The organism is Alteromonas gracilis, from assembly GCF_036870955.2.
Taxonomy (GTDB): domain Bacteria; phylum Pseudomonadota; class Gammaproteobacteria; order Enterobacterales; family Alteromonadaceae; genus Alteromonas; species Alteromonas gracilis_A.
This window is the reverse complement of sequence record NZ_CP145482.2, coordinates 1286909-1301646: the sequence shown is the minus strand read 5'-3', so window position 1 is coordinate 1301646 and position 14738 is coordinate 1286909. Positions and strand designations below refer to the sequence as shown.

At 44.2% G+C, this 14738-nt stretch carries 9 protein-coding genes, 2 tRNA genes and 4 pseudogenes; 10 read left to right on the top strand and 5 right to left on the bottom strand.

Features of this window, described 5'->3' with window-relative positions; genetic code table 11:
• Positions 1–6 precede the first annotated feature (6 nt).
• A complete protein-coding gene (gene queC / locus V6N89_RS06250) occupies positions 7–663 on the top strand; it encodes a 7-cyano-7-deazaguanine synthase QueC (RefSeq protein ID WP_338516837.1) in 657 nt (218 codons plus the stop codon).
• A 27-nt stretch (positions 664–690) separates the two neighbouring features.
• On the opposite strand, the gene V6N89_RS06245 is transcribed toward queC, so the two are convergent.
• The 5 genes and pseudogenes from V6N89_RS06245 to V6N89_RS06225 all read right to left on the bottom strand — a co-directional run bounded on the left by V6N89_RS06245 (position 691) and on the right by V6N89_RS06225 (position 6099).
• Complete coding sequence (locus V6N89_RS06245) at positions 691–1083, bottom strand: hypothetical protein (RefSeq protein WP_338516836.1); 393 nt, start codon at positions 1081–1083, stop codon at positions 691–693.
• On the bottom strand, positions 1084–1461 hold the full coding sequence (locus tag V6N89_RS06240) for a hypothetical protein (protein ID WP_338516835.1): 378 nt from the start codon (positions 1459–1461) through the stop codon (positions 1084–1086).
• 73 nt (positions 1462–1534) lie between these two features.
• The gene (locus V6N89_RS06235) at positions 1535–2461 is read right to left on the bottom strand and encodes a LysR family transcriptional regulator (RefSeq protein ID WP_338516834.1); all 927 of its coding nucleotides are present in this window, start codon (positions 2459–2461) and stop codon (positions 1535–1537) included.
• Positions 2462–2698: 237 nt separating this feature from the next.
• Positions 2699–4714 (bottom strand): excinuclease ABC subunit UvrB, encoded by a 2016-nt coding sequence (gene uvrB / locus V6N89_RS06230; RefSeq protein WP_338516833.1) that lies wholly within the window; start codon positions 4712–4714, stop codon positions 2699–2701.
• Positions 4715–6099 (bottom strand): annotated as a pseudogene (locus V6N89_RS06225) (MATE family efflux transporter).
• 1227 nt (positions 6100–7326) lie between these two features.
• On the opposite strand from V6N89_RS06225, the gene V6N89_RS06220 reads away from it, so the two are divergent.
• The 9 genes and pseudogenes from V6N89_RS06220 to V6N89_RS06180 all read left to right on the top strand — a co-directional run bounded on the left by V6N89_RS06220 (position 7327) and on the right by V6N89_RS06180 (position 14572).
• Positions 7327–7403: transfer RNA gene (locus tag V6N89_RS06220), tRNA-Asn, on the top strand.
• A gap of 26 nt (positions 7404–7429) precedes the next feature.
• Positions 7430–7506: transfer RNA gene (locus V6N89_RS06215), tRNA-Asn, on the top strand.
• 197 nt (positions 7507–7703) lie between these two features.
• Positions 7704–8285: an electron transport complex subunit RsxA gene (rsxA, locus tag V6N89_RS06210; RefSeq protein ID WP_338516832.1), complete on the top strand. Its 582-nt coding sequence runs from the start codon at positions 7704–7706 to the stop codon at positions 8283–8285.
• Entirely contained in the window at positions 8285–8866 is a 582-nt protein-coding gene (rsxB, locus tag V6N89_RS06205; RefSeq protein ID WP_338516831.1) for an electron transport complex subunit RsxB, read from the top strand. Before rsxA ends, rsxB begins: the two co-directional genes overlap by 1 nt.
• Positions 8867–8919: 53 nt before the next feature.
• Positions 8920–11278: pseudogene (gene rsxC / locus V6N89_RS06200) on the top strand (electron transport complex subunit RsxC).
• Positions 11275–12357, top strand: a complete 1083-nt coding sequence (gene rsxD / locus V6N89_RS06195; protein WP_346993547.1) for an electron transport complex subunit RsxD — start codon at positions 11275–11277, stop codon at positions 12355–12357. Before rsxC ends, rsxD begins: the two are co-directional and overlap by 4 nt.
• Before the next feature lie 11 nt (positions 12358–12368).
• Positions 12369–13065 (top strand): annotated as a pseudogene (rsxG, locus tag V6N89_RS06190) (electron transport complex subunit RsxG).
• Positions 13058–13750: pseudogene (locus V6N89_RS06185) on the top strand (electron transport complex subunit E). Before rsxG ends, V6N89_RS06185 begins: the two co-directional pseudogenes overlap by 8 nt.
• Before the next feature lie 30 nt (positions 13751–13780).
• A complete protein-coding gene (locus V6N89_RS06180) occupies positions 13781–14572 on the top strand; it encodes an endonuclease III domain-containing protein (protein ID WP_346993546.1) in 792 nt (263 codons plus the stop codon).
• The last annotated feature ends 166 nt before the right edge of the window (positions 14573–14738 follow it).

The following is a 14738-nucleotide window of genomic DNA, read 5'->3' as shown; positions in this document are numbered from 1 at the left end:
AAAACTATGTCTGAAAACGTTGTTGTTATCTATTCAGGAGGCATGGACTCCTACACTGTTTTGCACAAAGCACTGCGCGCGGGCAAAAAAGTACATGCATTGAGCTTTAACTATGGTCAACGCCATAAGAAAGAACTCGACTACGCTGCAGCTGTATGCAAATCCCTTGATGTACCTCATAAAATTGTCGATATCAGTGCGATTAATACGCTAATTGGTGGCTCTGCGCTAACGTCTGATATTGAGGTGCCAGAAGGTCACTACGAAGAGCCTAGTATGAAGCAAACCGTAGTACCCAACCGCAATATGATTCTTCTTTCACTTGCCGTTGGCTACGCTGTCAGTTTAGACGCAAACGAAGTCTATTATGGTGCGCACTCTGGCGATCATGCGATCTACCCTGACTGCCGTCCTGAGTTTGTTCATAAGATGAACGACGTTTGTGGTATTGCAAACTACACACCTGTAGAAATTATGACACCTTATATCGATGTGAGTAAAACCGCTATTTTGACTGACGGCTTAGATATGGGACTGGATTATTCGCAAACCTGGACATGTTATAACGGACGTGAAAAAGCCTGTGGAAAATGCGGCGCGTGCGAGGAGCGTCTAGAAGCGTTTAAGGACAATGGTGCTGTTGATCCACTTGAATATGAATAAAGCACAAAATCTTTTTTCAAACAGCCATTAAACTGGCTGTTTGAATTTAACTTTTAACACAGTCATACACTTACGACATACGTAAACAATTACTACCGAAACGAACGCACAAACGCCAAGCGCTCCACCGACACCATCAAGAAATGGCAATAGTAGTTCACCTAACACGCCAAATACACCAGAGGCAATCAACACTTCCCACCACGAAAGGCGCGAACGATCGCTCATACCGACAAAGCTTCCGCCAAAGAACCACGCACTGAGCGACTGCGCTGTTTCAGCGTTAGTTATACATAGTAAAACACCATAAAAACATAGTGTTGAAACACTGCTTGCTCTTATCGCATTTGAGTACGGTAGTCGAGAGAGTCCAAAAGTAGCGCCACCGCCTAATAAAGACACTGTGATGATATCGAGCATTTATCCCAACATTCCTTTGGCCAAAACAATACTGCCAACCGCTGTAAACGCGATTGCTCCAAGTTTACCGCCGATACCGCTGAACATATTTCTCAACATTGTGTAGATAAGTGCGCCAATAACGCTGACAACAGCAAGCTCTAAAGTACTTTGAATGATCAATTGCGAGCACATCTCCGCAAAAGCACCGCAATAGATACTCGCTTGGGGGTGCCCCTGAAATTTGACAGTATAGGGAAGCAAGCTACCGAGAAACCCTATCAAAGCAGCACTAACCACAACGGGCAATGCACATTCATGATGCAGCAAAAAACAGCCTGCAAGCCCGATAAAAAATGTGATGACTTTTACGACATAAAATACGCTAAGGGGTGCCACTGTATTCTCAAAATAAAAAAGCCCTGCATAGAAGCAAGGCTAGTGTGAAGTAACTGGCATAAGGGGATTAAGCTTACTTCTGGCTTTCACAGATGAAGTAACTAAGCTCTTTAATGCAGTGTCTTAAAACGGGGTTAAGGCGTGTGTTTTTACCGTTCATTACGAATAGCTCGTGACTAAAGTTGAATAAACTTCCTTTAGCAATTGGCACGAGCCCAAGCGCAGCACCTTGCTCTTTCGCCATATAGTCAGGTAACAAGCCTACATACTCTCCGGTCATAATTGCCGACATTGCAGCATCGTAAGAATCAGAGAAGGTTTGAATCGATAACCTAGATTCATCTTCTATATAATTTGCTGATGACAGTCCTGATATGCCTATTGCAGGATAATCTTCAATATTAATGCTTTCGGGTAATTCACTGTCGCGGTACTTTGCTAACGGGTGTGTGGGTGCACAATACAGACGACCATGTGTCTTCAAGCCAATTGGATGAAAAGTCACTGATTCAGGTTTTACCATGTCATAAGTCGACACAACTAAATGACATTCACCAGATAATGCAACGTGCTCTACTTCGTTATACAAGCGAGTTTGGATATTAACGTGTATATCATCAAACTTCTTCATGGTGCTCTTGACTGCTTTACTTACCGCCAAGTGCATTGAAAGCGGTAGACCCGCCATAAGCACCAAGGTAATGTGGCCTGAGTAATCGTCATGTAATGACTTCAAATTAAAAACGAAGTTATCAAATGCATTAAAGATACGTTTTGTTTCCTGGAAGACGACTTCACCTTCTTTGGTCATTTGAAAACCACCTCGCCCACGATGACAAAGGACCAAGTCTAAACGCTCTTCTAGCTTTTTGATTGCTGCACTAATATTGGGACGTTGCATTCGCAACACTGGCTCTGCCGCAGTAAATCCGTTGCAGCTAGCTACGGCGTAAAATACACGCAATAGCTTTATATCTGATTCCTGAAGACGATTAAGCATAATTAGCACCTGTTTATAGGTATAGTTATCGATACTCTAATTAGCACTATATGAAACTAACCGTGGTATTACAACGACAAATTACTGCTTTTGGTCTCAGAAAAACCGTATTGGTTAAATTTTGAGTTATGAAGCTATATACTAAAGTTTAAAGTGTCAAAAAAAGACCCTTGTGACGATCACAAGGGCCTATTATTTATTAGTGAAAATGTTTGTAATGCGGTAAATGGCTTGGCGCTAAGAGAGTGTGACCACTTGCTTGCGTAACGCTTCAATATCGTCGCGCAATGATGCCGCTTTTTCGAATTCAAGTTCCCTCGCATATTCGAACATTTGCTTTTCAAGCTCGGCAATTTGATCCATTAATTCGGTAGCACTTGCCGCTTTCTGCTGTTTCTTTTTCTCTTCAACTTTGCGTAACTTAACTTTTCCTGAAGCAGGGTGTGCACTGTCCCCTAAATCCATGATGTCAGTAATTGGCTTATTGAGGCGCATGGGCGTAATGTTGTTTGCCGTATTGTGCGCCATTTGTTTCTCTCTGCGACGCTCAGTCTCATCCATGGCCTTTTTCATCGACTTCGTAATGCTGTCGGCGTACAAAATGGCCTTACCGTTAACATGTCGTGCAGCGCGGCCGATAGTCTGAATAAGTGAACGCTCAGCGCGTAAGAACCCTTCTTTGTCAGCATCAAGGATGGCCACAAGCGACACTTCCGGCATATCAAGGCCTTCTCTAAGCAAGTTAATACCGACCAGCACATCAAATTTGCCCAGTCGCAAATCACGAATAATCTCTATTCGTTCTACGGTGTCAATGTCTGAGTGCAGATACCGTACCTTAACACCATGCTCATTAAGGTATTCACTTAAATCTTCGGCCATTCGCTTGGTCAATGTCGTGATAAGAACCCGCTCATCAAGCTCAACACGTTGTTGAATTTCTGATAAGACGTCATCAACTTGGGTCGCTACCGGACGAACTTCGATAACAGGGTCGAGTAAACCTGTAGGACGAACGACCTGTTCGACTATTTCACCTTCTGTCTTTTTAAGTTCATAGTCTCCAGGGGTTGCCGAAACATAAATAGTTTGTGGGCAAATTTGCTCAAATTCTTCGAATTTAAGTGGGCGATTGTCTAGCGCCGACGGTAAACGAAAACCAAACTCAACCAGTGTTTCTTTGCGAGACCTATCGCCTCTATACATCGCGCCAATTTGCGAAACGGTAACGTGAGACTCATCAATGAACATCAACCCATCGGCAGGAAAGTAATCAAGTAATGTAGGAGGCGGTTCACCTGGCGCTCTGCCCGAGAGGTAACGAGAGTAATTCTCGATGCCAGAGCAATAACCAAGCTCCATCATCATTTCTATGTCGAACTGAGTTCGCTGAGAAATACGCTGCTCTTCTATCAGTTTATTCGCTTCTTGAAGTTGTTTCTTACGATCGCCTAACTCATCTTTGATGTGTTCAATGGCATTTAGGATTTTTTCACGCGGCGTCACATAGTGTGTTTTCGGAAATACCGTGGCACGAATAACCGACTTATCTACCGCGCCAGTCAAAGGATCAAATAAGCTGATTTTGTCAATTTCATCATCAAACAATTCGACTCTTACAGCCTGTTTCTCTGAATCGGCTGGGAAAATATCGATGACGTCTCCCCTTACGCGGAATGTACCGCGCTCGAAGGCAAGATCGTTTCGCTTATACTGCAACTCGGCAAGACGTCGCAGGATGTCACGTTGGTCCATCGTGTCGCCTTGGCGAAGATGAAGAAGCATCTTCATATATGACTCAGGATCGCCCAAGCCATAAATAGCAGAAACACTGGCAACAATAACAACGTCTCGTCGTTCCATAAGGGCTTTGGTTGCAGACAAGCGCATTTGCTCTATGTGGTCATTGATAGACGCATCTTTCTCGATAAATGTGTCGGTGCTCGGTACGTACGCTTCAGGTTGATAGTAGTCGTAATATGAAACGAAATACTCAACCGCATTATTCGGAAAAAACTCTTTCATTTCACCGTACAATTGAGCTGCTAGCGTTTTGTTATGAGCCAAAATAAGCGTCGGTCGCTGAACTTCGTGAATCACATTAGCCATCGTAAAGGTTTTACCCGATCCTGTAACGCCTAGCAGTGTCTGCCCTGCCAAGCCGCTATCCAAGCCATCTACCAATGCTTCAATCGCTGCAGGCTGATCGCCAGCAGGCTTATATTTGGAATGAAGTTCAAACCCTCTACTCATTTATACAACCTTAATTGAGTCAGCACTCTCAGCCTCTAACTGAGCTATCGCGCGCTTAAATACAATAAATGAAACACTTGCCATCACAACGTTAGCAATAACATTACCTGCAAACAGCCCTTTAAGACCAAACAGTAGACTCCCTGCAACGCTTATGGGTACGAAGAAAACAAACAAGCGGATGATACTTAACACTAATGCCATCATTGGCCGATGCATCGCATTGAGTGATGAATTAGTCAAAATAATAATTCCCTGCATACCATAGCCAAGGGGCACAATCATCAAGAACAGCTGAATAAGGACACTCACCTCGGCTTCATTTGCGAATGCGACAGCTATCCAGCTAGAAAGAGACCACATCACCAAGAAAATGATGAACTGCCACACTAAGACAAATTTGAGTGTAAGAGAGTAAGCTTGCTTGACGCGGTCTACTTGCATAGCGCCCACATTTTGGCTAATAAAAGGTGGAAGCGTCATAGACAACGCAAGCACAACAATGCTGGCGATAGACTCCATGCGATTACCGACCCCCAAGCAGCGACAGCTTCCGCGCCATAACTAGCGACGACAGCAGTCATTACACCACCAGCTATTGGAGTAAGCATGTTAGCTCCAGCAGCTGGTAGGCCTATTTTTAAAATCTCACGGCTACTTTCTCTCAGTTCTTTTAGCGTAAGGAGCCTCGGTAGCATCAACTTCTTTTTGACCGAAAGAATATACAAAATCCACATCGCGCCAACGACCCATGCTATAAAAGTCGCTAGCGCTGCACCTTTTATTCCCATTGCTGGGATAGGCCCAAGACCAAATATAAAGAGAGGGTCAAGCAAAGCATTTAAGCCCCCACCTGCTGCCATTACTATACTGGGAGTACGCGTGTCTCCGCATGCACGCAAAACACTATTACCTACCATTGGCATAGCCAAAAATATGCTAGATAAATACCACAAGCCCATGTAATCAGAGATGTATGGCATTAGTTGCTCGGATGCATTAAGCAGCCTAAATACTGGTTCTATGGTGAAAAAGCCGATTAGGGCAAGTGCTCCAACTAACAATACTGACAGCATTAAGGAGCCGGAAGCATAGAGCTTAGACTTAGTGAGAGCTTTGCTGCCTTGAAGTTTGCCAATGATGGCTGATGTGCCAATCCCCAGACCTATGTTTAAGCTAATAACAGTAAAAGTGACTGGGAACGTGAAACTAATAGCGGCTAGCGGGTCGGTACCGAGCAAACTGACAAAGAATGTATCTATTAAGCCAAAACTCATCATCATCACCATGCCTAAAATCATGGGAATTGTCATTCGCTTCAGGGTGGAACCAATGTCCCCTTCGAGTAAATCTGTGGGACGATTTTGTGTGTTACTTTTATTCACTAAAGCCTCAGCGTGTAATGCGACATGGAAAATAGATGCAAACAGAACAATGTAGGTTATACGTTGTGACTAACAACATCGATAACCTCAGTTGTGACAATAAATGCGTCCATTCACTAAAAGCTTGCCGCACCAAGCACGAACAAACCATCAAAAAGCGTAAATTGTAAAAGACCGTACCTGAATTAGCTATGCGAATTCGATAAACAAAACAATGTATGAGGGCATTAGCAATAAAAATGTATTCTCACTCGAATTAGTAAAAATACTGTTGGGCCAATCCCGTCATTAATCAAACACTAAATTGGCTTGATACGTTAAATTTCGCCATCGTGCACGAGTTGTTGTCAAAATAAGACAAAAATTAGGCCAAGCGTGTGCATTATTGCGAACACGGTATAAACAGACATTTTTGCATAAAAACAGCTGGATTGGTCGGCTGGTGTGCATATTACAGTTTAATTTCTGAACTGTTGCAGTTTTACTAATCACACTCTCCCTATCTTGTTGCGCTTTTACATCCACAAGCACTGCTTAAACTCCGACCAAAATTGTTAACACAATGTAACATATTGAGAAACAACACTGATTATCTTGAATAGCTTTTAATCATTCGTTGAATTAACACACAAGCTACTTTTTGTTCAACCGATCAAAATAGATCGAGATTTGCGATCAGCATAAACACTATAAACTATTGTAAAATATATATTTACACTGATATCCAGCAAACTAATAGTAAGATCACTCTTACATTGATCTTACCAATTAAGTCACTAAGAATAAGCTATCAACATAGTTATCCACAGATTTAGTGGATAACTAACGCAAGACCATATTTGGCGCGCCGTTGTGACACATATTCAAAAAAAGACGTAAGTGGTGACTAACCTTTTAATACTGAGGTACAGGTGACAATTTTATTAAACACTGGATATAATAACAGTGTAGAAGCTTTTTTTATTCTATTTTGTTATAGTTGTTACGACAAACGAGATATATATCTATTCCTTACTTATTACTATTCTTAGTGATGGCATTATCGCCATTTCCTGCGTGAAGTAGCGCTTATGTTTACTTCTTAACCACAACTTTTATCTAATTGGCGACATATTGAGCACAAAACCGCTAAAAAGCTATTTTTTGCGCAGTTAGATGAATTATTTCATTTATGTTGTTGACAGCAACTAAGTACCTCTTTAATATTCGCCCCCGTTGAAGCACAGGTCCCCCTTAGCTCAGTTGGTTAGAGCGACGGACTGTTAATCCGCAGGTCCCCCGTTCGAGTCGGGGAGGGGGAGCCAACTTCAATAACAACTTAGGTGTCGATTCCCCCTTAGCTCAGTTGGTTAGAGCGACGGACTGTTAATCCGCAGGTCCCCCGTTCGAGTCGGGGAGGGGGAGCCACTTAGTTGGCTCATATTCTCTTCGCTATTTTCTCTTGTTTCTCAAAAACTTCCCTTTTTTAATTAAATAACCCTAATTTTATCAAGTTGTTAAACCCCGTCTAAAAAGGGATAATACCAACATCCTGTTTTTTTGAATCACGGGTCTACTGTAACGGGATAGGCTCGTCCAAATTCCTCAAAGGAATTACATCATTCATGACTGAATTTTTACTACTATTGGTTGGCACAGTACTGGTAAATAACTTCGTTCTTGTGAAGTTTCTTGGCTTGTGCCCCTTTATGGGAGTTTCGAGCAAGCTAGAAACCGCTATGGGAATGTCCATGGCAACGACGTTTGTGCTTACTCTCGCTTCAGCGTCAAGCTACCTTGTTGAAACTTACTTGCTGCTTCCCTTGGGTATAGGCTATTTACGTACGCTTGCTTTTATACTCGTCATCGCTGTTGTTGTTCAGTTCACAGAGATGGTCGTTCATAAAACAAGCCCTACCCTATATCGTCTGTTAGGCATTTTCTTACCACTAATCACGACGAACTGTGCTGTGCTAGGTGTTGCACTATTGAATTTGACAGAGCAGCACAACTTTACACAAAGCTTAATCTATGGGTTTGGCGCTGCTGTTGGTTTTTCTCTTGTACTTATTTTATTTGCTGCAATGCGTGAACGACTCGCTGCAGCAGATGTACCAGTTGCATTTAAGGGTGCATCTATCGCAATGATAACAGCTGGGCTTATGTCCCTTGCGTTTATGGGATTTAGTGGTTTGGTGAAGTTCTAATGACGATATCTACTGCAATTATATTTGCCGTTGTTGCACTTGGCACCCTCGCTCTCGCTTTTGGCTTAGTACTAGGCTATGCCAGCATACGATTTAAAGTAGAAGGCGATCCGCTTGTTGAGCAAATTGATGCTGTACTGCCTCAGACGCAGTGCGGTCAATGCGGTTACCCCGGTTGTAAACCCTATGCTGAAGCCATAGCAAATGGTGACGATATCAACAAATGCCCTCCAGGTGGCGATGCCACGATTAAAAAGCTGGCAGACTTGATGGGGGTAGAGGCTAAGCCTTTGGATGCCGCACATGGAGAAGAAGACGTAAAAAAAGTAGCCTTTATTCGCGAAGACGAGTGCATTGGGTGTACGAAGTGTATTCAGGCCTGTCCGGTAGATGCCATTTTAGGGGCCGCCAAGCATATGCACACTGTGATTACAGACGAATGTACTGGGTGCGACCTATGTGTGGACCCCTGCCCTGTCGACTGTATCGATATGGTGCCAATTACTCAAACCACATCAACGTGGAAATGGGACTTTGCAGCCTCACCCAAAGGTGATATTCCAGTGAAAATGGTGTCTTAGTTTTGACGTATCCTACTTTCGATTCAATTATAGAAAACCTCAATAATGGAAAGATGTACTCGTTTCCAGGCGGAGTCCATCCCGATGACAGAAAACACCTTTCCAATACTTCACCCATAAAGCAGCCCTCTCTGCCCGAGCTGCTTGTTATACCTTTGCGCCAGCATATCGGCTCTGACGGTATTTGTTGCGTTGAGGTTGGTCAGCATGTATTGAAAGGGCAAATATTGTCGCAGAGCTCGTCACCGTTTTCGGTTCCAGTACACTCTCCAACTTCGGGTGAAATTGTAGCCATAGCGCCACACGTTGTTGCACACCCTAGCGGTTTAACTGAAATGTGCGTAACTCTGAGGCCTGATGGAAAAGACACATGGTGTGAGCTATCACCCATTTCAAACTACCGTGATGTTGCCAAAAGTACACTGATAGAAACAATCTGTCAGGCAGGTATTTCTGGCATGGGTGGCGCAGGGTTTCCCACACATATTAAAGCGTCTAATTCAAAACCGATTGAGTTTCTAATAGTAAACGGCATTGAATGTGAGCCGTATATCACTTCAGACGACTAGGTTAATGCGTGAATTTGCGTGGCAAATTCGACAAGGTTTAGACATTTTAACGCACCTGATTGACCCGAAGGCTATTATTATCGCAGTCGAAGATAATAAACCCGAAGCCCTGCAAGCATTAGAGATTGCATGCCAAGATAAACAAGATTATCGCGTTGTAAGCGTAGAAACGAAATACCCTGCAGGGGGAGAAAAACAGCTTATTCAAGTACTCACTGGCCGAGAGGTTCCCCGAAGTGGCCTACCCGCAGATGTTGGCGTTGTCATGTTTAACGTTGGTACTTGCTACGCCATCGCAGATGCTATTTTAAATGGTAAACCGTTAATAGAACGTGTTGTGACGGTAACCTATGACGCAGTAAATGCGCCCGGAAACTTTAAAGCATTGCTAGGGACTCCTGTTTCACATTTACTAGACGAAGCAGACTACAACCCCAAGAAACAAAAAGCGCCAAAGGTCATTATGGGCGGCCCGATGATGGGTTTTACGCTCTCTGATGCAACGATCCCCGTAGTAAAGACCACCAACTGTTTGTTGGTTCCAGCAAAGAAAGAACTGGTCGACGATACTGCCGAACGCCCTTGTATACGTTGTAGCGCCTGTGCAGACGCTTGCCCTGCATCGCTGTTACCACAGCAGATGTTTTGGCATGCGAAAGCCAAAGAATACGATAAAGCCGAAGACTATGATTTATTTGACTGCATTGAGTGCGGTGCCTGCGCATATGTCTGCCCTAGCGAGATCCCATTGGTACATTACTACCGACAAGCCAAGGCTGAGATTCGACTTCAACGCGATGAGAAAAACAAAGCTGAAAAAGCCAAACAGCGCTTCGAAGCACGTAATGAGCGCTTAGAGCGAGAAAAACGCGAGCGAGAAGAAAAACATAGAAAGGCAAAAGAAGCACGTTTGGCGGCCAATAAAGCGAAAGAACAACGCGCGGCGCAATCAGCAGCGACGAGCGAAACGAGCGTTGATAGCGGAGCTAGTGAAGCAAAAGACAAAGTCGCTGCTGCGCTTGCTCGTGCGAAAGCAAAAAAAGCGGCGCTTCAAAATACGACTAGTGCCCCCTTGAAAGACGTACAAGGCGAGGAGCAGGCTTCAAACAGCGCATTGACAGATAAAGCTCCATCGAACTCTCCTGCTGATGACAAAAAAGCACAAGTTGCCGCCGCTATCGCAAGGGCTAAAGCGAAAAAAGCGGCGAAGGAAAACACATCAAATCAACCTGCTACTCCTGACAATGCGAACGACAAAACTGTTAGTGGCGTTAATGATGAACAGGATGATAAAAAGGCTAAAGTTGCTGCTGCCATCGCCAGGGCAAAAGCAAAACGTGCAGCCCAACAAAACAGCGCCGAAACGCCCACAACTCAGTCTTCATCGACCGCTGACTCTGATGGAGAAGGCCAAAAACGTGCATCTGTTCCTGAAGAAAAAGATGTGCAACCCCAGACTCAACAAGCATCGTCTGTAGAGGATGAGAAAAAGGCTCGTATCACTGCTGCTGTGGCAAAAGCAAAAGCTAAAAAAGCGGCTCAGCAAGCGGCTGAAGACTTACCAAAACAGAGCGAGACTGCGTCGTCGGAAACGAGTGCTGATGATAAGAAAGCGCGCATAGCAGCTGCTGTCGCCAAAGCTAAAGCAAAAAAGGCTGCGCAAAACGCATCTAGTGCAGCTGATGAAAGTGCCTCTAAAAATACGCAGAACGCTGGCAGCGAAAATACGCGAACAACAGAAACACAAGCACCTGCTGATGAGAAAAAAGCGCGCATAGCTGCGGCTATTGCAAAAGCTAAGGCGAAAAAAGCTGCAGCAGAAAAAGAGAACCAAGAGCAATGAAATTAAGTTTATCTAGTTCACCACACCAAAGGGTCAAACGCGACACTGGCCAAGTAATGCGGATGGTGATCTATGCCATGATACCGGGCATGGTTGCACAATCTGTTTTCTTTGGCTGGGGAATGCTCATTCAAGCAGGTATTGCCGCAATAAGTGCTTTGCTGATTGAAGGTATTATATTATTTGCACGTAAGCGCCCTATCGAACGCACGCTTACAGACTACAGTGCTTTGTTAACCGCTTTGTTAATCGCGATAAGTATTCCGCCTACCTTGCCGTGGTGGATGACGGTCATCGGCGTATTTTTTGCCATTGCGGTTGCTAAACAAGTTTATGGCGGCCTCGGTTTTAATATCTTTAACCCCGCGATGGTCGCCTACGTTGTATTGCTTATCTCCTTTCCAGGTGCAATGAGCTTGTGGTTACCACCCGCATCGCAAGCCGCGATCGCACCAGGCTTTTTAGATTCTTTATCTCTCATTTTCACGGGTTACACCACAGGTGGCTACGATGTAACCCAGTTGAAGACTATTGCAGATGGCGTCACCATGGCTACGCCACTAGATACGTTGAAAACCGACCTTACCCAAGGTGTAACTTATACCGAATCACTCGCCAACCCTATTTTTACTGGAGGTATCTTTGAAGCAGCCGGTTCGGGTTGGGGGACTGTCAGTGTGGCTTATCTACTTGGAGGGCTTTTTTTGTGGAAGACAAAAGTAATTAGCTGGCACATACCGGGCAGTATGTTAGGCAGTGTATTTCTGTGCGCTGGATTATTACACCTTGTTAATGGCGACTACTTTGCATCCCCCTTGTTTCACTTGCTAAATGGGGCAGTTATTGTTGGTGCGTTTTTTATTGCCACAGATCCTGTGTCGGCCTCTACAACACCTAAAGGGCGTATCATATTTGGGGCTGCTATCGGTTTTTGGGTTGTTATTATCAGAACGTTTGGTGGTTACCCGGACGCTGTAGCCTTCGCAGTAATCATCATGAATATGGCGGTACCACTGATTGATTACTACACCCGCCCACGGGTATACGGTAAAAACGCGGCACGTGCTACTGGTAAGTAAGGTGATAAATGATGCTTAAAGAGAGTCTATTAAAAAACGGCGTTATGCTTGGCGCATTTGCCGTGGTGACGACAGCGCTCATTGCCCTCACTTTTTTTGGCACGCGCGACACCATTGCACAAAAGCGACAGCAAAAGCTACTGAGTGTGCTAAATGAAGTCGTCCCTAAAAGCTATCACAACAATGCGTTATATGCGGACTGCACGCTAGTGAGTGATACAGCACTCGGCTCAAAGGATAACTACAAAGTTTACCGAGCTCGTCAAAATGGTGAGCCGAGCGCATTAGTACTTGAAGCTACTGCCCCCGACGGCTATAGCGGTGATATTGATATGGTTATTGGCGTTAGTACCAACATGACTGTACTTGGAGTACGTGTAATCGACCATAAAGAAACGCCTGGACTGGGCGACAAAGTAGAGCTGGCTATTAGTGACTGGATAACCTCTTTTACTCAGCAAGACGTTTGATAGTGACAACCTTTCTCCTTGGAATGTTAAGAAAGACGGTGGTGAATTTGACCAGTTTACCGGAGCCACTATCACACCACGCGCGGTTGTAGGTGCCGTTAGACGAGCGTTGGCATACACACAAACGAACCAAGGTACACTTTTCAGCGCTCCAAATGCCTGTACAACCACAAAGGCTAGCGAAACACACACCTCATCGCATACTGTTGAGCCTCAAGAGAGCAACGGCAATGACTGACTACAAAGACCTCTCGTTACAGGGAGTATGGAAGAACAACCCCGCGCTGGTGCAGCTGCTTGGCTTATGCCCTTTGTTAGCGGTGACGGCAACTTTCATTAATGGTTTGGGCCTTGGACTGGCGACTATGCTTGTGCTTGTAGGTAGCAATGTGACGGTTTCTTTAGTCCGAAACATCGTGAGAAACGAAATTCGCATACCCATTTTTGTGATGATTATTGCTGCTTTCGTGACTATTGTTCAGCTATTGATGAATGCCTATACCTACGACCTGTATCTGGCACTGGGTATCTTTATTCCATTAATTGTGACCAACTGTGCCATTATCGGCCGCGCAGAAGCATTTGCATCAAAAAACGCCCCACTCGCCTCCGCTTTCGATGGTTTAATGATGGGAATAGGCTTCACCATTGTATTGGTTGTACTTGGTGGTATGCGTGAAATACTAGGGGCTAGGTACATTATTTTCTGGTGCGGATAGACTGTTTGGAAGCATTGCCGAAAATTGGACAATCACGCTGTTCGCTACTGAAAATCCCTTTTTGCTTGCCATTTTGCCCCTGGCGCGTTCTTGGGCATGGGACTGCTAATTGCCATCAAAAATGTTATCGACGCCAAGTTAGCATCAAGGGCACAAGTACCCACGGTCAAAGCAGAGCGCGTAAGAGTTACCGCCGAAAGTTAGCCCTAGAATTAAAATGAAAAGTACACAAATATGACTGAAGTAGCGACCATAAATAAACCAATTTCAAAGCAAGAAAAAGTCAAAGAAATAATGCGTATTTTGGATGAACTCTATCCAGAAACACCCATTTTTTTAGACCACAAAGATCCCTACACTTTGCTTATTGCCGTTCTACTTTCGGCACAATGTACCGATGAAAGGGTAAATCAAATTACGCCAAAACTCTTTGCTCGCGCTGACAATCCGTACGATATGGTGATGATGAGCATAGAAGAAATTCAAGACATCATTCGCCCTTGCGGCTTATCGCCAATGAAGTCTAAGGGCATTTGGCACTTGTCTGACATGATTATTAAGCTTCACAACGGTGTTGTTCCAGCTAACTTTGAAGCACTAGAAGCCATGCCTGCGGTTGGTCATAAAACGGCCGCCGTGGTTATGTCACAAGGCTTTGGTATTCCGGCATTTCCTGTGGATACGCATATACATCGGTTGATGTATCGTTGGGGGCTGTCGAATGGTAAAAGCGTTGAACAAACAGAACGCGATGCGAAGCGTCTCTTTCCAAAAGATAGATGGAACGACCTTCACCTACAAATTATCCTCTATGGAAGAGAATACTGCCCGGCCCGTGGTTTCGATTTGAATAAATGTATTATTACTCGCGAATTTGGCAGGAAGAGCTTTATTAACGAGGTGCTAAAAGAGCAAGAGAAAAAACAAAGAATCGCTCTTAAAAAAAGAAAGCATAAAGGAATAACCAAAAAGGAGAAATTCCCCTTCTTTTTGGCACAACCCTTTTTCATATACTCCTACTTGTGACTTTTCCTCTATCTTCCTTGGTTCACATCATTTATTAGTGTGTAACTCGATATACTTCGTCGTAAATTAGCCACTTACTCATCTGGTTAACCTCGAAAGAGATTATCAATTTAGCTATGATAGTCGCGTTACGTTTGCGCTTACGCAGACAACATAATAATAAATC

Coding starts and splice junctions, on each gene's coding strand:
- rsxD (WP_346993547.1), top strand. CDS start 11,275: ATGAAATTAAGTTTATCTAGTTCACCACACCAAAGGGTCAAACGCGAC.
- rsxA (WP_338516832.1), top strand. CDS start 7,704: ATGACTGAATTTTTACTACTATTGGTTGGCACAGTACTGGTAAATAAC.
- V6N89_RS06235 (WP_338516834.1), bottom strand. CDS start 2,461: ATGCTTAATCGTCTTCAGGAATCAGATATAAAGCTATTGCGTGTATTT.
- queC (WP_338516837.1), top strand. CDS start 7: ATGTCTGAAAACGTTGTTGTTATCTATTCAGGAGGCATGGACTCCTAC.
- uvrB (WP_338516833.1), bottom strand. CDS start 4,714: ATGAGTAGAGGGTTTGAACTTCATTCCAAATATAAGCCTGCTGGCGAT.
- V6N89_RS06245 (WP_338516836.1), bottom strand. CDS start 1,083: ATGCTCGATATCATCACAGTGTCTTTATTAGGCGGTGGCGCTACTTTT.
- rsxB (WP_338516831.1), top strand. CDS start 8,285: ATGACGATATCTACTGCAATTATATTTGCCGTTGTTGCACTTGGCACC.
- V6N89_RS06180 (WP_346993546.1), top strand. CDS start 13,781: ATGACTGAAGTAGCGACCATAAATAAACCAATTTCAAAGCAAGAAAAA.